This window comes from Vibrio orientalis CIP 102891 = ATCC 33934, assembly GCF_000176235.1.
GTDB lineage: Bacteria > Pseudomonadota > Gammaproteobacteria > Enterobacterales > Vibrionaceae > Vibrio > Vibrio orientalis.
The window spans coordinates 2270164-2289124 of the sequence record NZ_ACZV01000005.1; the positions used below are offsets into that span (position 1 = coordinate 2270164).

14 protein-coding genes and 4 tRNA genes are annotated in these 18961 nt (G+C 45.9%); 2 read left to right on the top strand and 16 right to left on the bottom strand.

Annotated elements, in window-relative coordinates:
• Positions 1-49: 49 nt before the first annotated feature.
• Both hemE and nudC read right to left on the bottom strand, forming a co-directional pair.
• Positions 50-1117 carry a uroporphyrinogen decarboxylase gene (gene hemE / locus VIA_RS21095; protein ID WP_004415874.1) on the bottom strand — a complete coding sequence of 356 codons (1068 nt, stop codon included), beginning with the start codon at positions 1115-1117 and terminating at the stop codon, positions 50-52.
• Between the two features lie 268 nt (positions 1118-1385).
• The gene (gene nudC / locus VIA_RS21100; protein WP_004415875.1) at positions 1386-2159 is read right to left on the bottom strand and encodes an NAD(+) diphosphatase; all 774 of its coding nucleotides are present in this window, start codon (positions 2157-2159) and stop codon (positions 1386-1388) included.
• 178 nt (positions 2160-2337) lie between these two features.
• Between nudC and VIA_RS21105 the strand changes: the two genes are divergently transcribed.
• On the top strand, positions 2338-2832 hold the full coding sequence (locus tag VIA_RS21105; RefSeq protein ID WP_004417580.1) for an Rsd/AlgQ family anti-sigma factor: 495 nt from the start codon (positions 2338-2340) through the stop codon (positions 2830-2832).
• 304 nt (positions 2833-3136) lie between these two features.
• Here VIA_RS21105 and rpoC read toward each other — a convergent pair whose 3' ends face one another.
• The 13 genes from rpoC to VIA_RS21170 form a co-directional block, all read right to left on the bottom strand.
• A complete protein-coding gene (gene rpoC, locus VIA_RS21110; protein ID WP_004415877.1) occupies positions 3137-7342 on the bottom strand; it encodes a DNA-directed RNA polymerase subunit beta' in 4206 nt (1401 codons plus the stop codon).
• 87 nt (positions 7343-7429) lie between these two features.
• The gene (gene rpoB, locus VIA_RS21115) at positions 7430-11458 is read right to left on the bottom strand and encodes a DNA-directed RNA polymerase subunit beta (RefSeq protein ID WP_004415878.1); all 4029 of its coding nucleotides are present in this window, start codon (positions 11456-11458) and stop codon (positions 7430-7432) included.
• A gap of 233 nt (positions 11459-11691) precedes the next feature.
• Positions 11692-12060, bottom strand: coding sequence for a 50S ribosomal protein L7/L12 (rplL, locus tag VIA_RS21120; protein ID WP_004415879.1), 369 nt, complete (start codon positions 12058-12060; stop codon positions 11692-11694).
• 57 nt (positions 12061-12117) lie between these two features.
• A complete protein-coding gene (gene rplJ, locus VIA_RS21125) occupies positions 12118-12612 on the bottom strand; it encodes a 50S ribosomal protein L10 (RefSeq protein ID WP_004415880.1) in 495 nt (164 codons plus the stop codon).
• A gap of 303 nt (positions 12613-12915) precedes the next feature.
• Positions 12916-13617: a 50S ribosomal protein L1 gene (rplA, locus tag VIA_RS21130; RefSeq protein WP_004415881.1), complete on the bottom strand. Its 702-nt coding sequence runs from the start codon at positions 13615-13617 to the stop codon at positions 12916-12918.
• A 4-nt stretch (positions 13618-13621) separates the two neighbouring features.
• The gene (gene rplK, locus VIA_RS21135) at positions 13622-14050 is read right to left on the bottom strand and encodes a 50S ribosomal protein L11 (protein WP_004415883.1); all 429 of its coding nucleotides are present in this window, start codon (positions 14048-14050) and stop codon (positions 13622-13624) included.
• 160 nt (positions 14051-14210) lie between these two features.
• A complete protein-coding gene (nusG, locus tag VIA_RS21140; protein ID WP_004415884.1) occupies positions 14211-14759 on the bottom strand; it encodes a transcription termination/antitermination protein NusG in 549 nt (182 codons plus the stop codon).
• A 13-nt stretch (positions 14760-14772) separates the two neighbouring features.
• Positions 14773-15153: a preprotein translocase subunit SecE gene (gene secE, locus VIA_RS21145; RefSeq protein ID WP_004415886.1), complete on the bottom strand. Its 381-nt coding sequence runs from the start codon at positions 15151-15153 to the stop codon at positions 14773-14775.
• A gap of 276 nt (positions 15154-15429) precedes the next feature.
• Complete coding sequence (gene tuf, locus VIA_RS21150) at positions 15430-16614, bottom strand: elongation factor Tu (protein ID WP_004415826.1); 1185 nt, start codon at positions 16612-16614, stop codon at positions 15430-15432.
• Between the two features lie 138 nt (positions 16615-16752).
• A tRNA-Thr gene (locus VIA_RS21155) sits at positions 16753-16828 on the bottom strand.
• A gap of 12 nt (positions 16829-16840) precedes the next feature.
• Positions 16841-16915, bottom strand: a tRNA-Gly gene (locus VIA_RS21160).
• A 35-nt stretch (positions 16916-16950) separates the two neighbouring features.
• Positions 16951-17035: transfer RNA gene (locus VIA_RS21165), tRNA-Tyr, on the bottom strand.
• Between the two features lie 51 nt (positions 17036-17086).
• Positions 17087-17162, bottom strand: a tRNA-Thr gene (locus tag VIA_RS21170).
• A 205-nt stretch (positions 17163-17367) separates the two neighbouring features.
• Between VIA_RS21170 and coaA the strand changes: the two genes are divergently transcribed.
• The gene (gene coaA / locus VIA_RS21175) at positions 17368-18291 is read left to right on the top strand and encodes a type I pantothenate kinase (protein ID WP_004415888.1); all 924 of its coding nucleotides are present in this window, start codon (positions 17368-17370) and stop codon (positions 18289-18291) included.
• A 204-nt stretch (positions 18292-18495) separates the two neighbouring features.
• Here the strand turns inward: coaA and VIA_RS21180 are convergent, their stop codons facing one another.
• Positions 18496-18921, bottom strand: a complete 426-nt coding sequence (locus VIA_RS21180; RefSeq protein ID WP_004415890.1) for a DUF805 domain-containing protein — start codon at positions 18919-18921, stop codon at positions 18496-18498.
• Positions 18922-18961: the final 40 nt, after the last annotated feature.

Sequence of the window (18961 nt, forward strand, 5' to 3'; positions counted from 1 at the left end):
ATAACAAAAAAGCGCCTGATTAGACCAGACGCTTTCATATGTTTCTTAGTTATTTGTGGTACGGCTTAGATAACTCGTGCACCGCATCAACAAATACACCGGCATTTTCAGGCGGCACATCCAAGTGGATACCGTGGCCAAGGTTGAATACGTGGCCAGTACCTGCATCACCAAAGCCTTCCAGGATAGTCGCCACTTCCTCACGAATACGTTCAGGAGAAGCGTATAGCATTGACGGATCCATGTTACCTTGCAGTGCCACTTTATCGCCTACGCGCTTCACAGCGTCTTGAATGTTGATTGTCCAGTCTAGGCCGACAGCATCACAGCCTGTCGCTGCGATTTGCTCTAACCACATGCCACCATTCTTAGTAAATAGTGTTACCGGCACACGACGTCCATCATTCTCACGAATCAGGCCATCAACGATTTTGTGCATGTACTGTAGAGAGAACAAGTTGTAGTCACGTGGAGTAAGCACACCACCCCAAGTATCAAATACCATCACCGATTGAGCGCCGGCCTTGATCTGTGCGTTTAGGTATTCGATCACGCTGTCTGCGAGTTTATCAAGCAATAGGTGTAGCGTTTGTGGCTCTGCGTACATCATCTTTTTGATCTTAGTGAATGCTTTTGAGCTACTACCTTCAACCATGTAAGTCGCGAGAGTCCATGGGCTACCAGAGAAACCAATCAGTGGTACGTCACCGTTAAGATCTTTACGGATCTGACGAACCGCATTCATTACGTATTGGAGCTCACCTTCAGGATCTGGCAAACCAATTTTTTCTACGTCCGCTTTACATGTGATTGGCTTATCAAACACAGGACCTTCACCCGCAGCAAAACGCAGCTCTAGACCCATTGCATCAGGGATCGTCAGAATGTCTGAGAATAAAATAGCGGCATCAAGTGGAAAACGGCGTAGTGGTTGAAGGGTTACTTCTGACGCAAGTTCTGCATTCTTACACAAAGACATGAAATCACCCGCTTCTGCGCGTGTCGCTTTGTATTCTGGAAGGTATCGACCTGCCTGACGCATCATCCATACTGGAGTGTAATCTACTGGCTCTTTTAGCAGGGCACGAAGATAGCGGTCATTCTTTAATTCAGTCATTCCGTTTTTCCGATTATTAGGCTTGTTTCTGTTGCGGCTATTCTAACACTGTTTGGCTCTCAAAAGCTGTGTGCTTTGCAACCTAGATCAAGTTATTAACTTTTAAATCAATGCTTAATTTGCACCCAATCTGTAACAGTGTTAAAAATTTGTTTGCTAGCGAAAACTACAATTATAAACCGAGCACTCAGTGCTTGGCATCTCATAACGACATCTTACTTACCCCCTCCTTCTGGAGGGTTTTTTTTGCTTACTTTCAGAAAGATAATTAAACATCACCACAAGTGTGCTCTATCAGTTCTCGCGCAATAGTGCCCTTAGGCGCAATCGCAGGTAGTGCATTGAAATCAAACCAACGCGCATCACTTAACTCGCTATAATCCGGTTTAAGTTCTCCGGAATGATATTCCGCGATGAAGCCCATCATTAAGCTAGATGGGAATGCCCATGGCTGACTGGCGAAATATTGGATATTTTTCACGTTTATTCCGGTCTCTTCTTTCACTTCGCGAGCGACGCACTGCTCCAATGTCTCACCCACTTCAACGAACCCGGCGATCACTGTGTACATGCCGTTGCGGTGCCTTGGATGTTGAGCCAACAATATTTGCCCCTGCTTACGCACAGCGACAATGATACACGGGAAAATTCTTGGATAATGAAGTGTCCGACAATCACCACATTGCATAGCCAATTGGTTATGGTTTAAATGGTTTCGGCCACCACACAAAGGGCAAAAACGCATACTTTGCGTCATATGGCTGTATTGCACTGCCTTACTAAATAATAAAAACAGCTCACGAGGGAAATCGAGGCACTCTCGCAGTGAAACAAGCTCGATTTCATGCTCTATCTCAGCTGCATTTAGCCATAATACTGGTGCACTGTTGTAGCGACCAATTTCTATTGCAGAGCTCGTTGGCAGATGAAAGTCCTGAGCGTTACCAAAAGGAATTGCATTATCAACTAACCAAACGTCACTTCCTGATACAACGCACCAATAACAATTTTGCGTACGGTTTGTGTCACTTTTATTTAACATTCCACCCCCTCTTCACTTGCAGTTCATCTATTTTACTGGCAATCTAAATTCATACCAGAGTTTGTAGTCCATCAATTTTGAGACTATAAATTCTAGTAAGGACAAGAGCTTGTATCTCTGCACACGCTTTAAGCTCAAAGCTTAATGGTCACCCAAGAAGTGACCCGATCATGAGGATATGGTCATGCTAAATAGATTCAAACAGACACAAGAACAATGGGGTGGCTCAAGCGAAGTCATCGATCACTGGCTTGAGACCCGTCAGTCACTTATCGTTGAATATTGTAAGCTAGGCTCCCTTCAACCCGTCAATGGGCACGCTAACGTTGTTGAACTTCCTTCCCCAAAAGAGATCAGTTCATTCTGTGATCATGTTGTCGACTACATCTCTGAAGGTCATTTCAAAATCTACGATATGGTGATGGAAAAGTGGCAAGCTACTGGCTTCAAAACCAATGATGATATCGATTCTGCCTACGCGAAGATCGTCCTGACCACCGAGCCACTACTCGAATTTAACGACAAATATGTAAAAGTTAATGCGGATGATGAGCTGCCTAACTTTGAAGTAGATATGTCAAAAGTAGGTGAGCTGCTCGAAGTACGCTTTGAAGTAGAAGATAACCTAATTCAGCTTATTGCCGATAGCTTAGCCATCCCGCCAGGCGCATAAGCGAGAAGCGAGAAGCGAGAAGCGAGAAGCGAGAAGCGAGAAGCGAGAAGCGAGAAGCGAGAAGCGAGAAGCGAGAAGCGAGAAGCGAGAAGCGAGAAGCGAGATTCATTCTTGAGGGTTGACGTGTATGCGTCAACCCTTTTGCGTTTTCAGAACGGTCATCAACCGATGGGTTTCTAAAAGTGAGTCGTAAGCAAACAGAGATTCCCTACTCGCTCCTTCGTCACTCTATGGAATGAAACTTTCCATTTCACAAAAACAAAAAAGGCACCCGAAGGTGCCTTTTTTCTTAAGCTCTTAACGATTACTCGTCAGAAGAGAAGCCTGCGTTAAGCAGTGCTGCAAGGTTGTCAGTAGCTTGTTCAGCTGAAGGACCTTCTTGCTCTTCTACACGCTTAGCTTGACGCTCTTGGTGGTATGCGAAACCTGTACCTGCTGGGATTAGACGACCAACAATTACGTTTTCTTTCAGACCACGTAGCTCATCACGCTTACCAGAAACTGCAGCTTCTGTTAGTACGCGAGTTGTCTCCTGGAACGACGCCGCAGAGATGAACGATTCAGTTGCTAGAGATGCTTTAGTGATACCTAGAAGCTCACGTTCGAAACGAACTAGCTCTTTACCTTCAGCTTCTAGCTGACGGTTAGCAATCTTAACGTTCGCGTATTCAACCTGTTCACCCACTAGGAACTCTGTAGAGTCACCAGCGTGTGTGATTGTACACTTACGTAGCATCTGACGAACGATCGTCTCAATGTGCTTATCGTTAATCTTAACGCCCTGTAGACGGTATACTTCTTGAACTTCGTTCGCGATGTATTGAGTCACAGCGTGGATACCACGTAGACGTAGAATGTCATGTGGAGACTCTGGACCATCTGCGATCACGTCACCACGTTCAACTTTCTCGCCTTCGAACACGTTAAGCTGACGGTGCTTAGGAATCATCTCTTCGTAAGCGTCGCCGCCGTCACGAGTGATTACTAGACGACGTTTACCTTTCGTCTCTTTACCGAAGCTCACAGTACCTGTGTGCTCAGCAAGAATCGCAGGCTCTTTAGGCTTACGAGCTTCGAATAGGTCAGCTACGCGAGGTAGACCACCGGTGATATCTTTGTTACCGCCAGATTTCTGAGGGATACGTGAAAGTGTATCACCCACACCTACTTCTGCGCCGTCTTCGATGTTAACGATAGCTTTACCAGGTAGGAAGTAGTGAGCTGGCATATCAGTACCAGGGATCATTACGTCGTTACCTGCCGCATCAACAAGTTTGATAGCTGGGCGCATATCTTTACCTGCTGCTGGGCGAGCTGCCGCTTCAGTTACTTCGCTTGAAGATAGACCTGTTAGATCATCTGTTTGACGAGAAACTGTTACACCGTCGATCATGTCAACGAACTGGATGCGACCTGCCACTTCTGTGATGATTGGCATAGTGTGCGCTTCCCAGTTAGCTACTGTATCACCAGCTTCAACTGAGTCGTTGTCGCCTTTAGATAGTAGAGAACCGTAAGGCAGTTTGTGCTTCTCTTTCGTACGACCGAACTCATCAATGATAGTTAGTTCAGATGCACGAGAAGTGATAACAAGCTTACCGTCTTTGTTCGTTACGAACTTAGCGTTGTGTAGCTTAACTGTACCCGTTGTCTTAGCTTGGATGCTGTTCTCTGCTGCTGCAGTAGATGCCGCACCACCGATGTGGAACGTACGCATCGTAAGCTGTGTACCCGGCTCACCGATAGACTGAGCAGCGATAACGCCTACTGCTTCACCTTGGTTCACAAGGTGACCACGTGCTAGGTCACGACCGTAACACTGTGCACAACAACCGAAGTCCGCATTACAGGTAACAACTGAGCGCACTTTCATGCTATCTACTGAGTTGTCTTCCATGATCTGACACCACTTCTCATCAATTAGAGTATTACGTGGGATCAGAACCTCTTCAGTACCTGGCTTAAGAACATCTTCAGCAACAACACGACCTAGTGCTAGCTCAGAAAGTGCAACTTTAACGTCACCACCTTCGATGTGCGGCATCATGTCAACACCTTCATGGGTGCCACAGTCATGTTCGTGTACTACAACGTCTTGAGCAACGTCTACTAGACGACGAGTTAGGTAACCCGAGTTCGCTGTTTTCAGTGCCGTATCCGCAAGACCCTTACGAGCACCGTGCGTTGAGATAAAGTACTGAAGTACGTTTAGACCTTCTTTAAAGTTCGCAGTGATCGGCGTTTCGATGATTGAGCCATCTGGACGAGCCATCAGACCACGCATACCTGCTAGCTGACGAATCTGAGCTGCAGAACCACGTGCGCCCGAGTCAGCCATCATGTAGATGCTGTTGAACGACTCTTGCTGCTCTTCTTCACCTTCACGGTTTATTACCGTTTCAGATGAAAGGTTTTCCATCATCGCTTTCGCTACGCGATCGTTGGTCGATGCCCAAATATAGATCACTTTGTTGTAGCGCTCACCAGCTGTTACAAGACCAGATTGGTACTGTTCTTGAATTTCGCGAACTTCTGCTTCCGCTTCTTCGATCTCAGTGTATTTCGCTGCAGGTACAACCATATCGTCGATACCAACAGATACACCAGAAAGTGCCGCGTAAGCGAAACCTGTGTACATGATTTGGTCAGCAAAGATTACCGTGTCTTTAAGACCAAGCTTACGGTACGCTTCGTTAAGTAGGTTAGAGATTTGCTTCTTACCTAGTTTTTGGTTAACGATGCTGTACGGTAGACCTGCTGGTACGATTTGCCATAGCATTGCACGACCGATAGTTGTATCAACCATCTTAGTCTCTGTAGTGCTATTACCATCTTCATCAACAACTGTCTCTGTGATACGAACTTTAACGCGAGCGTGTAGCTCAGCAGTCTTAGTGCGGTATGCCTTCTCAGCCTCAGCTGGGCTAGCAAGGTACATACCTTCGCCTTTCACGTTGATCTTGTCGCGAGTCATGTAGTAAAGACCCAATACAACGTCCTGAGAAGGTACGATGATCGGATCACCTGACGCTGGCGACAGAATGTTGTTTGTCGACATCATCAGTGTACGAGCTTCAAGCTGTGCTTCTAGAGTTAGAGGCACGTGAACCGCCATTTGGTCACCATCGAAGTCGGCGTTGTATGCCGCACACACTAGTGGGTGAAGCTGAATCGCTTTACCTTCGATTAGTACTGGTTCGAACGCCTGGATACCTAGACGGTGAAGTGTAGGTGCACGGTTCAATAGTACTGGGTGTTCGCGGATTACTTCGTCTAGGATATCCCAAACGATCGCTTCTTCGCGCTCTACCATCTTCTTAGCCGCTTTGATTGTCGTCGCTAGGCCACGAGTCTCAAGTTTGCTGTAGATAAATGGTTTGAATAGCTCAAGTGCCATCTTCTTAGGAAGACCACACTGGTGCAGACGAAGGTATGGACCTACTGTGATTACAGAACGGCCAGAGTAGTCTACACGCTTACCTAGAAGGTTCTGACGGAAACGACCTTGTTTACCCTTGATCATATCAGCAAGAGATTTCAGAGGACGCTTGTTCGAACCAGTGATCGCACGACCGCGACGACCGTTATCTAGAAGTGCATCAACAGACTCTTGCAGCATACGCTTTTCGTTACGTACGATGATGTCCGGAGCCGCTAGCTCTAGAAGACGCTTCAAACGGTTGTTACGGTTGATCACGCGACGGTATAGGTCGTTCAGATCAGAAGTCGCGAAGCGACCGCCATCTAGTGGTACTAGAGGACGTAGATCTGGCGGAAGTACCGGAAGCACAGTTAGGATCATCCACTCTGGGTTGTTACCAGATTGAACGAACGCTTCAACTAGCTTAAGACGCTTAGTGATCTTCTTACGCTTAGTCTCTGAGTTAGTAGACTGAAGCTCTTCACGCATCTCTTCGATTTCAGCAGGTAGATCCATAGACGCAAGTAGGTCTTTGATCGCTTCTGCACCCATCTTAGCCGTGAACTCATCACCCCACTCTTCTAGACGATCTAGATACTCTTCTTCAGTAAGCATCTGAGATTTTTCTAGATCAGTCATACCTGGTTCAGTTACTACGTACATTTCGAAGTAAAGAACACGTTCGATATCACGTAGAGGGATATCCATTAGTAGACCGATACGAGACGGTAGTGATTTTAGGAACCAGATGTGAGCAACTGGTGAAGCTAGCTCGATGTGGCCCATACGGTCACGACGAACTTTAGTTTGTGTAACTTCAACGCCACACTTCTCACAGATAACGCCACGGTGTTTTAGACGCTTATATTTGCCACAAAGACATTCGTAGTCTTTTACTGGACCAAAGATACGCGCACAGAATAGACCATCACGCTCAGGCTTGAACGTACGATAGTTGATCGTTTCTGGTTTTTTAACTTCACCGAAAGACCATGAACGGATCATGTCTGGTGAAGATAGACCGATTTTGATTGCATCAAATTCTTCGGTCTTATGCTGCGCTTTTAGAAAGTTTAATAAGTCTTTCACAATCAGCTCCTGTAAGGAGTTAAAAGGAGCTCACCCGCAAAAGTGAGCACCTTCTACCAAATAATCGTATTCTCTAAAGAGAAAGGATTACTCTTCGTCTTCTAGCTCGATGTTGATACCTAGCGAGCGGATCTCTTTCAACAGTACGTTGAACGATTCTGGCATGCCAGGTTCCATGCTGTGGTTGCCATCTACGATGTTCTTATACATCTTAGTACGGCCGTTAACGTCATCCGACTTAACTGTTAGCATTTCTTGAAGCGTGTAAGCAGCACCGTATGCTTCTAGTGCCCATACTTCCATCTCACCGAAACGCTGACCACCGAACTGAGCTTTACCACCAAGTGGTTGCTGAGTTACTAGGCTGTACGAACCAGTTGAACGAGCGTGCATCTTGTCATCAACAAGGTGGTTCAGTTTCAGCATGTACATGTAACCAACAGTTACAGGACGCTCAAACGCATCACCTGTGCGACCATCAAACAGCGTTAGCTGACCAGATTCAGGTAGGTCACCTAGTTTTAGAAGCTCTTTGATTGAAGATTCGTTCGCACCGTCAAATACTGGAGTTGCGATCGGTAGACCACCACGCAGGTTATTGATCAGCGTACGAACTTCACCATCAGATAGAGACGCGATGTCTACTTTCTGACGAGTTTCACCAAGATCGTAAACTTTCTGTAGGAAGTCACGGAACTTAGCTAGCTCTTGCTGCTCTTTCACCATCTGGTTGATCTTGTCACCGATACCTTTCGCTGCCAGACCTAAGTGTACTTCTAGGATCTGACCGATGTTCATACGCGATGGTACACCCAGTGGGTTTAGTACGATGTCAACCGGCTGACCTTTCTCATCGTAAGGCATGTCTTCAACAGGGTTGATCTTAGAGATTACACCCTTGTTACCGTGACGACCCGCCATCTTATCACCAGGCTGGATGCGACGTTTAACCGCTAGGTAAACCTTAACGATCTTCAGTACGCCAGGTGCTAGATCATCACCTTGTGTGATCTTACGACGCTTAGTTTCAAACTTCTTATCAAAGTCAGCTTTTAGCTCGTCCCACTGCTCAGCAAGTTGCTCAAGCTGTGACTGTTGCGCATCATCTTCAAGCGTTAGCTCTAGCCACTTCTTACGATCGATAGAGTCTAGTTTCGCTTCAGTGTAACCACCGTCGATAAGTACAGCTTTAACACGGTTTAGAAGGCCACCCTCAAGAATCTGGAATTCTTCAGTTAGGTCTTTCTTCGCTTCTTTAAGCTGCATCTGTTCAATTTCAAGTGCACGTTTGTCTTTTTCAACACCGTCACGAGTAAATACTTGAACATCGATGATCGTACCTGATACAGAGTTTGGTACGCGTAGAGACGTGTCTTTAACGTCTGACGCTTTCTCACCGAAGATAGCACGTAGTAGCTTCTCTTCAGGCGTTAGCTGAGTTTCACCTTTAGGCGTTACTTTACCTACAAGGATGTCACCGCCTTTCACTTCCGCACCGATGTAAACGATACCTGACTCGTCTAGTTTAGACAGAGCAGACTCACCTACGTTTGGAATGTCAGCTGTGATTTCTTCAGCACCAAGCTTAGTATCACGCGCCACACAAGATAGCTCTTGAATGTGGATCGTAGTGAAACGGTCTTCTTGAACTACGCGCTCAGATACTAAGATCGAGTCTTCGAAGTTGTAACCGTTCCAAGGCATGAATGCGATACGCATGTTCTGACCAAGCGCTAGCTCACCAAGGTCTGTTGAAGGACCATCAGCAAGAACATCGCCACGTGCTACAGGTTCACCCGGCATCACACATGGACGCTGGTTGATACACGTGTTTTGGTTCGAACGAGTGTATTTAGTTAGGTTGTAGATATCGATACCAGCTTCACCTGGGATCAGCTCGTCTTCGTTAACTTTAACAACGATACGAGAAGCATCTACAGACTGGATTACACCACCACGTTTCGATACTGCTGTAACACCAGAGTCAACTGCGATGTTACGCTCAATACCAGTACCAACTAGAGGCTTATCAGCCTTAAGTGTTGGAACTGCCTGACGTTGCATGTTGGCACCCATCAATGCACGGTTCGCATCATCGTGTTCTAGGAACGGGATAAGCGATGCAGCGATAGATACAACCTGGTTAGTCGCAACGTCCATGTAGTCAACATGTTCGCGTGGGTGTAGGCCAGATTCACCTTTCTGACGAGCTGTGATTAGCTCTTCAGCAAATGTGCCTTCTTCAGTAAGAACAGTGTTCGCCTGAGCGATAACGTACTGACCTTCCTGAATAGCAGATAGGTAATCTACTTCGTCTGTTACAATGCCATCTACTACGCGACGGTATGGAGTCTCTAGGAAACCGTACTCGTTACAACGCGCAAACGCAGATAGAGAGTTGATCAGACCGATGTTTGGACCTTCCGGCGTTTCGATAGGACATAGACGACCGTAGTGAGTTACGTGTACGTCACGTACTTCGAAGCCAGCACGTTCACGAGTTAGACCGCCAGGACCCAATGCAGAAATACGACGCTTGTGCGTTACTTCTGATAACGGGTTGTTTTGGTCCATGAACTGTGACAGCTGTGAAGAGCCAAAGAATTCTTTAACCGCAGCAGAGATCGGCTTAGCATTGATTAGATCTTGAGGCATGATTGCATCAAGGTCACCAAGGCTTAGACGCTCTTTAACCGCACGTTCAACACGTACTAGACCAACGCGGAATTGGTTCTCTGCCATTTCGCCAACAGAACGGATACGACGGTTACCTAGGTGGTCGATATCGTCCACTTCACCGATGCCGTTACGGATAGCGATAAGCTTCTTCATCACTTCGATGATATCAGTTTCATCAAGTGTGCCTTGCTCTTGAGCATCTTCACGTTCGATAGAGCTGTTAAACTTCATACGACCAACAGTCGATAGATCGTAACGCTCTTCTGAGAAGAATAGGCTTTCGAATAGTGATTCAGCAGCTTCTTTCGTTGGCGGCTCGCCCGGGCGCATCATGCGGTAGATTTCTACCAGTGCAGAAATACGATCAACAGTGCTGTCGATACGTACCGTTTCTGACATGAACGGACCGTGGTCTAGATCGTTAGTAAATAACGTTTGTAGAGCTTTGTGGCCTGCCTGAGAAAGGTTAGCTAGTGCTTCAAGGCTGATTTCTTGGTTTGCACCAACAATGATCTCGCCAGTCGCTTCGTTGATGTAATCTTGCGATGCAACTTTGCCTACGATGTACTCAACTGGTACTTCGATATGCTCAACGCCATCTTTTTCAAGCTGACGGATGTGGCGTGCAGTTACACGACGACCTGTTTCAACGTAAGTCTTGCCATTTGCTTCGATATCGAATGACGCAGTTTCACCACGTAGACGATCAGGAACAAGCTCCATAAGTAGAGTTTGATCTTTAACTTCGAAGTTCACCTTCTCAAAGAAGATGTCCAGGATCTCTTCTGTCGTCTTACCTAGTGCGCGAAGAATGATAGATGCTGGTAGCTTACGACGGCGGTCGATACGTACGTATAGGTTATCCTTAGGATCAAACTCGAAATCAAGCCATGAACCACGGTAAGGAATAACACGTGCGTTATAAAGAACTTTACCTGATGAGTGGGTCTTACCCTTATCGCTGTCGAAGAATACGCCAGGGCTTCTGTGCAGCTGGGATACGATAACCCTCTCGGTACCATTAATTACAAAAGTACCATTGTCTGTCATAAGCGGAATTTCGCCCATGTAGACTTCTTGTTCTTTGATATCTTTTACGGTGCCTGCCGGCGCGTCTTTATCAAAAATAACTAGGCGCAGTTTAACGCGTAGTGGCTTTGAGTACGTTACGCCGCGAATTTGACATTCTTTAACATCAAATACTGGCTCACCAAGACGGTAGCTAACGTATTGCAGCTCAGAGTTGCCGTTGTAGCTCTGAATCGGGAATACAGAACGGAAAGCAGCTTCAAGACCGTATTGACCCTCAGGATCCTGTTCGATGAATTTTTCGAACGAATCGAGCTGGATCGATAGCAGGTATGGAATGTCCAAAACTTGTGGACGAGTACCAAAGTCCTTACGGATGCGCTTTTTCTCGGTATAAGAGTAAACCATGGGGTTCCTCAGCTCGCTGATAAGTGACCCAAACTGTCTCCAATCGTTATGAGACAGTGACTGAAAATCTGTTTGATAGTAGTGACATATCATTAAGAGATAATGACATGTTTTTTGCTAGGAACCTGGGTGCTCAAACAGCGGAAAAATCACCCAACCCCTACAGCGCAAAAAGGCCGGTGGTTATAAAACCACCAGCCATTAGCCGTTAGGCTAAGAAGCTTAAGTAATAATTACTTAACAACAACAGTTGCGCCAGCTTCTTCTAGCTGAGCTTTAAGAGCTTCAGCTTCATCTTTCTCGATGCCTTCTTTTAGTGGAGCAGGAGCTGAGTCTACTAGACCCTTAGCTTCTTTAAGGCCTAGGCCAGTTGCGCCACGTACTGCTTTGATTACAGCAACTTTGTTACCGCCAGCAGATTCTAGGATTACGTCGAATTCAGTTTGCTCAGCAGCAGCTTCGCCTGCAGCAGCGCCGCCAGCTACAACAGCAGCAGCTGCAGTAACACCGAATTTCTCTTCCATTGCTTCGATTAGTTCAACAACTTGCATTACAGACATTTCTGCAACTGCGTCTAGGATTTGCTCGTTAGTGATAGACATAACAATTCTCTTTTAAATCAACAATAAGTTTAAATAGCAACCAGTGAAAAGCAAGGCTTAAGCCGCAGCTTCTTCTTTTTGGTCGCGTAGTGCAGCGATAGTACGTACCAGCTTGCCTGCAGAAGCTTCTTTCATGCACATCATTAGGCGTGCGATAGCTTCGTCGTAAGTTGGTAGTGTCGCTAGTACTTCAGCGTCAGTTAGCGCGCCTTCAAATGCAGCAGCTTTGATCTCGAAGTCTTTGTTCTCTTTAGCGAAGTCTTTGAAAAGACGCGCTGCAGCACCTGGGTGCTCGTTAGAGAATGCGATTAGAGTAGGACCAGTGAAAGTGTCAGTTAGACACTCGTAGTCAGTACCTTCAACCGCACGACGCATAAGCGTGTTACGAACAACACGTACGTAAACACCAGCTTCACGAGCCTGTTTACGTAGTGAAGTCATAGCACCAACTTCAACGCCACGAGAATCAGCTACAACTGCAGAAAGTGCACCACTGGCAGCTTCGTTGACTTCAGCAACAATTGCTTTTTTGTCTTGAAGGTTTAAAGCCATCTTGGATTTACTCCTGGTTGTCGTTACACCACTCACTATCATCACGACAGTGAGAGTTATTCAGGTGCTTCCCAGAAGAAAGTAACTATTTGCATAGAGCTTTCTGTCAGTTCGGGCACCATCTACGTAGGAAAATTAAGTTTACAAAAGCAAACACCTACGGTCTTGGACGGAGACTGGGTCATAATTCAGACTAAATTCTTGCGAATTTAATGAACCAAAGTTCAGCCCCAACCACAAATATTAGGCGCAAAATTATACATAAACTTTGCGCCTAAGTAAATAAGTGTGTCGTAAAATTAATTACGCAACTGTGTTCAGGCTACCCTGATCAACAGTAACACCAGCACCCATTGTAGTAGAGATGCTTACCTTCTGAAGGAATGTACCCTTAGCAGAAGACGGCTTAGCTTTCTTCAGAGCAACTAGAAGTGCTTCTAGGTTCTCTTTGATCTGCTCAGCAGAGAAGTTTGCTTTACCGATAGTAGTGTGGATGATGCCGTTCTTGTCGTTACGGTAACGAACCTGACCAGCTTTAGCGTTCTTAACCGCTTCAGCAACGTTAGGAGTTACAGTACCAACTTTAGGGTTTGGCATTAGACCGCGAGGACCTAGGATAGTACCTAGTTGACCTACAACGCGCATTGCATCTGGAGAAGCAACAACTACGTCAAAGTTCATTTCGCCTTTCTTCACTTGCTCAGCAAGATCTTCCATACCAACGATGTCTGCGCCAGCTTCTTTAGCTGCTTCAGCGTTTGCACCTTGAGTGAACACTGCAACGCGGATATCGCGGCCAGTACCGTGAGGTAGTACAGTTGCACCACGTACGTTCTGGTCAGATTTACGAGCATCGATGCCAAGGTTAACAGCAACGTCTACAGACTCAACAAATTTAGCAGTCGCTAGTTCTTGAAGAAGAGCAACAGCTTCGTTGATTTCGTATTCTTTAGTTACGTTAACTTTTTCGCGGATTACGCGCATGCGCTTAGTTAGTTTAGCCATCTTATTAACCCTCTACCACTAGGCCCATTGAACGAGCAGTACCAGCGATTGAACGCTTCATTGCTTCGATGTCAGCACCAGTCATATCAGCAGCTTTAGTTTCTGCGATTTCTTGGATTTGAGCGTCAGTTACAGTACCCACTTTTTCAGTGTTTGGACGACCAGAACCAGACTTAACGCCAGCAGCTTTCTTAAGAAGAACAGCAGCAGGTGGAGTCTTAGTGATGAACGTGAAAGAACGGTCGTTGTATACTGTGATAACAACTGGTGTTGGTAGACCTTTCTCTAGAGATTCTGTTTTTGCGTTGAACGCTTTACAGAATTCCATGATGTTAACACCGTGTTGACCTAGTGCAGGACCAACTGGTGGACTTGGGTTTGCCATACCAGCAGCAACTTGTAGCTTGATGTAAGCTTCAACTTTCTTAGCCATGATTATTCCTAATTTTGGGTACAAACGCTAATCGGCTGATCAGCTCCCCGTTGATATAAATACTTTTTACTTCAGCTGTCACTTTCGCTTCAGCCAAAATAATAAGGCGCGAAATTATAGTCATAATTCGCGCCCTAAACAACCCTGTTAAGGTGTTTTTTTAATCAAGTTTTTCAACCTGACCAAATTCAAGCTCAACTGGTGTCGCACGACCAAAGATCGATACAGACACTTTTACGCGGCTCTTATCGTAATCCACTTCTTCAACAGTACCGTTGAAGTCTGCGAATGGACCGTCAGTAACACGTACCACTTCACCCGCTTCGTACATAGTACGTGGACGAGGAGCTTCACTTGCTTTCTCTAGACGGTTAAGAATCGCATCAGCTTCTTTATCAGTGATAGGAGCTGGACGATCAGAGGTACCACCAATGAAGCCCATGACACGCGGCACACTGCGTACTAAGTGCCATGATTCATCGTTCATGATCATCTGAACAAGGACGTAACCAGGGAAGAACTTGCGTTCAGATTTACGACGCTGACCAGCGCGCATTTCTACTACTTCTTCAGTAGGAACTAGTACTTCACCAAACAGCTCTTCCATGCTGTGCATTTTGATATGCTCGCGAAGAGATTGGGCTACACGGCCTTCAAATCCAGAGAAGGCTTGAACCACATACCAGCGTTTTTTTGGAGCTTCACTCATGAATTAAAACCCTCTATACCCCAGTTGCTAGAGCTACAAGACGAACCATAATGCCGTCAATACCCCATAGCACTAGAGCCATTACAATACTTACAGCTAAAACGATCAGTGTTGTTTGCATAGTTTCTTGGCGTGTAGGCCAAACAACTTTACGTACTTCCATACGAGATTCTTTTGCAAACTCGATCGCAGCTTTACCTTTCGTTGTTGTAGCAGCAACACCAAGTGCCGCAGCGATTAGTACAACAACACCTGCAGCGCGAATAACTACAGACATCTCTCCGTACAGGTAATTACCCACAACAGCAGCAGCTAACAGAGCAAAAGTGACAATCCACTTAAAGATATCTGCGCCATTCGAGCTCTCAGGAGTTTCAGCATTATTTGCTTTCATAAAACCAACCTGTCTAAGTCTTAATATAGACGACAACAACCCCGCTGTTGCAGGGCAAATCCATGAAACGACAATCTTAATGAATTGACGTACTCTTTTTATTGATCAAGACGCAACACCTCGACCAAAAAATTCCTGCTAAACACCTATTTGGATAAGAAACCAACAGGCATTTTATTTAGTGCAGAAAAAGGGCATCAAATGATGCCCTTTTTGCTACTGGTTCGTCAAATCTAATTAGTAGATTTTCCGAAGTCTTTAGCTAATTCCTAAGAATTAGTCGAAGATCTTAGCAACAACACCAGCACCTACTGTACGGCCACCTTCACGGATAGCGAAACGTAGGCCTTCATCCATTGCGATTGGAGCGATTAGCTCTACTTGCATTTGGATGTTGTCACCAGGCATTACCATTTCTACGCCTTCTGGTAGAGAGATATCACCAGTTACGTCAGTTGTACGGAAGTAGAACTGTGGACGGTAGCCTTTGAAGAACGGAGTATGACGGCCGCCTTCGTCTTTAGAAAGTACGTATACTTCTGACTCGAACTTAGTGTGTGGGTTGATTGAACCAGGTGCTGCAAGTACTTGGCCACGTTCAACGTCATCACGCTTAGTACCACGTAGTAGTGCACCAACGTTCTCACCTGCACGACCTTCGTCAAGCAGCTTACGGAACATTTCAACACCAGTACATGTAGTTGTTGTCGTTTCTTTAATACCAACGATTTCTACTTCGTCACCTACAGTTAGGATACCGCGCTCGATACGGCCAGTTACTACTGTACCACGACCTTGGATTGAGAATACGTCTTCGATTGGTAGTAGGAATGGTTGGTCTACTGCACGCTCTGGCTCTGGGATGTAAGAGTCTAGTGCTTCAGCAAGCTCAACGATTTTCGCTTCCCACTGCTCTTCGCCGTTTAGTGCGCCTAGTGCAGAACCTTGGATAACTGGTAGGTCATCACCTGGGAAATCGTACTCAGATAGAAGTTCACGAACTTCCATTTCTACTAGCTCTAGAAGCTCTTCATCATCAACCATGTCACATTTGTTCATGAATACGATGATGTAAGGAATACCAACCTGACGGCCTAGTAGGATGTGCTCACGAGTTTGTGGCATTGGACCATCTGTTGCAGCAACAACTAGGATACCACCGTCCATCTGTGCAGCACCTGTGATCATGTTCTTAACATAATCCGCGTGTCCTGGACAGTCTACGTGTGCGTAGTGACGTGATGGAGTGTCGTACTCTACGTGAGAAGTAGCGATTGTGATACCGCGCTCACGCTCTTCTGGAGCGTTATCGATAGATGCGAAGTCTTTCGCAACACCGCCGTACACTTTTGCAAGTGTAGTACAGATAGCAGCAGTTAGAGTTGTTTTACCGTGGTCAACGTGGCCGATAGTACCAACGTTTACGTGCGGTTTCGTACGTTCAAATTTTTCTTTAGACATGAGTTGTCCCTCTAGGTACGGATTTAGGTGGCTTTAATGACCACGCAACCAAAAAAGTATTGGTGATATAGTTACCCTCAATCACTAAACGTAGTTTAGTCGAAAGAAAGTATCAAAAGGAAAAGTGTGCTTGAGAGCTGGTGCTGATACCCAGAGTCGAACTGGGGACCTCATCCTTACCAAGGATGCGCTCTACCGCCTGAGCTATATCAGCATCACTATTGAGTGGAGCGGGCAGCGGGAATCGAACCCGCATCATCAGCTTGGAAGGCTGAGGTAATAGCCATTATACGATGCCCGCAACACGTAACTCTGTGAGCTATTTCCTTAAGAATATGGTGGAGGGGGACGGATTCGAACCATCGAAGGCAGTGCCAGCAGATTTACAGTCTGATCCCTTTGGCCACTCGGGAACCCCTCCAAATTTTTACTCCAAATCTCTCGTTCTCTAAAATAGAGATAAGCGGAGAAATGGTGCCGACTACCGGAATCGAACTGGTGACCTACTGATTACAAGTCAGTTGCTCTACCTACTGAGCTAAGTCGGCATAAGTGGTGCGCATTCTATTGAATGATTTTCTACCTTGCAATAGCAAATTTAAAAAAAATTCTCTTTTTACAAACTTTCTGCTTGTTTGCTGAAAATTCAGGCAATTCTTTTTATAAAAGCAGCGAATGTCGTATCCGTCATTTGCAATATTTGTTGGTTGTTGTATTTTCGCAGCTCTATCGTAAAACCAAGTTAGGATGACTATGACCCCGTATCTCTCTTTTAATCGTCAACAATGGGCTGAATTACGCAATTCAGTGCCAATGACATTATCCGAGACCGATCTGGTCGAGCTGCAAGGCGTCAATGAAAGCCTAACCATGGAAGAGGTAGAAGAGATATACCTACCACTGGCTCGCTTGTTGAACCTGTATATTGCAGCAAGGCAAAATCGAAACAGTGTTCTAAACAATTTCTTGGGTAACCAAGAAAGTGCGCCTCCTTTCATCATCGGTATCGCTGGCAGTGTCGCGGTTGGTAAAAGCACTACCGCTCGCTTGTTAAAAGCGCTCCTGTCTCGTTGGGATAACCACCCTAAAGTTGAGTTGGTCACCACCGACGGCTTTTTATATCCGAAGAAAGTGCTCGACGAGCGCGGCATTATGCACCGTAAAGGATTCCCGGAATCTTATGATATTAAGCAATTGGTGCAATTCGTCTCTGATGTCAAAGCCGCTAAGCCAAATTTAGAAGTGCCAGTCTATTCACACATCACTTACGACATCACTGATGAAGTGAAAGTGGTTGATCGACCGGATGTGTTGATAATTGAAGGCTTGAATGTCTTGCAAAGCGGTATGGACTACCCACACGATCCTCACCGCGTCTTTGTGTCTGACTTTCTCGACTTCTCTCTTTATGTCGATGCAGAGAGCAATGTCATCGAGCAATGGTATGTAGAACGATTCCTTAACTTCCGTAAAGGCGCGTTCACTAAACCTGGCTCTTATTTTAGCCACTACACCCGCTTATCCATACCCAAAGCGATCGAAAAAGCGCACAGCATTTGGCAATCAATCAATGGCGTGAACTTGGATGCCAACATCTTGCCGACTAAGGGGCGTGCCCATCTGATTCTCAAAAAGAGCCAGAGTCATAAGGTTGAACAAGTATTTTTACGCAAGTAGGAACAAGAACGAAATGACAAAGGGTTGGCACTGGTGCCAACCCTTTTTGTTTTAGAGACTAAGCTGTCATTCCTAACAGCGAGACTCGAGTGAATTGGGGCTCTCTCAAAGCAAGCAGGAAACTCAAAGAGATTCCCTACTCGCTCCTTCGTCACTCTATGGAATGACGGTTAGTTTCTCGCAAGACAACCCCCTTTCCCCTTTCTACTTCGGTTCCGGTCCGTACTGGTTATCACCGCTAGTGCCTTTGAGGAAACCACATTCGATTAGAATCCAAGCGCCACAGATTAGTGCAGCAAAAGAGCTGAACGCTTGAAGCATAGTCGTATCCGTCGCGAGGCTTGGATCACCAATCGGCACAGTCATGCGGCCGATCACTAACGGGATATTGAGTAATAACCACCAGCTCGACTTACCTCGGTCATGCCAACGTTTGGCGGTAATCGCTAAGTCAGGGATCAAGACCACTATCAGGAACACCGGAAGAATCAAGTGTGCCATCGATGGGAAGACGACATTCATCCCCATCGCAAAACCCACAATCAATAAGTAGTAAACCGCATTCCAAATCCAATAGACTTTACGTCCGATTCGACCTTGAAACGAAAATAGCAATTCTTTAATCGACATCCTTCATTACCTAAATTTTATTACCAAATAAAAAAGCAGC

Coding starts and splice junctions, on each gene's coding strand:
- hemE (WP_004415874.1), bottom strand. CDS start 1,117: ATGACTGAATTAAAGAATGACCGCTATCTTCGTGCCCTGCTAAAAGAG.
- nudC (WP_004415875.1), bottom strand. CDS start 2,159: ATGTTAAATAAAAGTGACACAAACCGTACGCAAAATTGTTATTGGTGC.
- VIA_RS21105 (WP_004417580.1), top strand. CDS start 2,338: ATGGTCATGCTAAATAGATTCAAACAGACACAAGAACAATGGGGTGGC.
- rpoB (WP_004415878.1), bottom strand. CDS start 11,458: ATGGTTTACTCTTATACCGAGAAAAAGCGCATCCGTAAGGACTTTGGT.
- rplL (WP_004415879.1), bottom strand. CDS start 12,060: ATGTCTATCACTAACGAGCAAATCCTAGACGCAGTTGCAGAAATGTCT.
- rplJ (WP_004415880.1), bottom strand. CDS start 12,612: ATGGCTTTAAACCTTCAAGACAAAAAAGCAATTGTTGCTGAAGTCAAC.
- rplA (WP_004415881.1), bottom strand. CDS start 13,617: ATGGCTAAACTAACTAAGCGCATGCGCGTAATCCGCGAAAAAGTTAAC.
- rplK (WP_004415883.1), bottom strand. CDS start 14,050: ATGGCTAAGAAAGTTGAAGCTTACATCAAGCTACAAGTTGCTGCTGGT.
- nusG (WP_004415884.1), bottom strand. CDS start 14,759: ATGAGTGAAGCTCCAAAAAAACGCTGGTATGTGGTTCAAGCCTTCTCT.
- secE (WP_004415886.1), bottom strand. CDS start 15,153: ATGAAAGCAAATAATGCTGAAACTCCTGAGAGCTCGAATGGCGCAGAT.
- tuf (WP_004415826.1), bottom strand. CDS start 16,614: ATGTCTAAAGAAAAATTTGAACGTACGAAACCGCACGTAAACGTTGGT.
- coaA (WP_004415888.1), top strand. CDS start 17,368: ATGACCCCGTATCTCTCTTTTAATCGTCAACAATGGGCTGAATTACGC.
- VIA_RS21180 (WP_004415890.1), bottom strand. CDS start 18,921: ATGTCGATTAAAGAATTGCTATTTTCGTTTCAAGGTCGAATCGGACGT.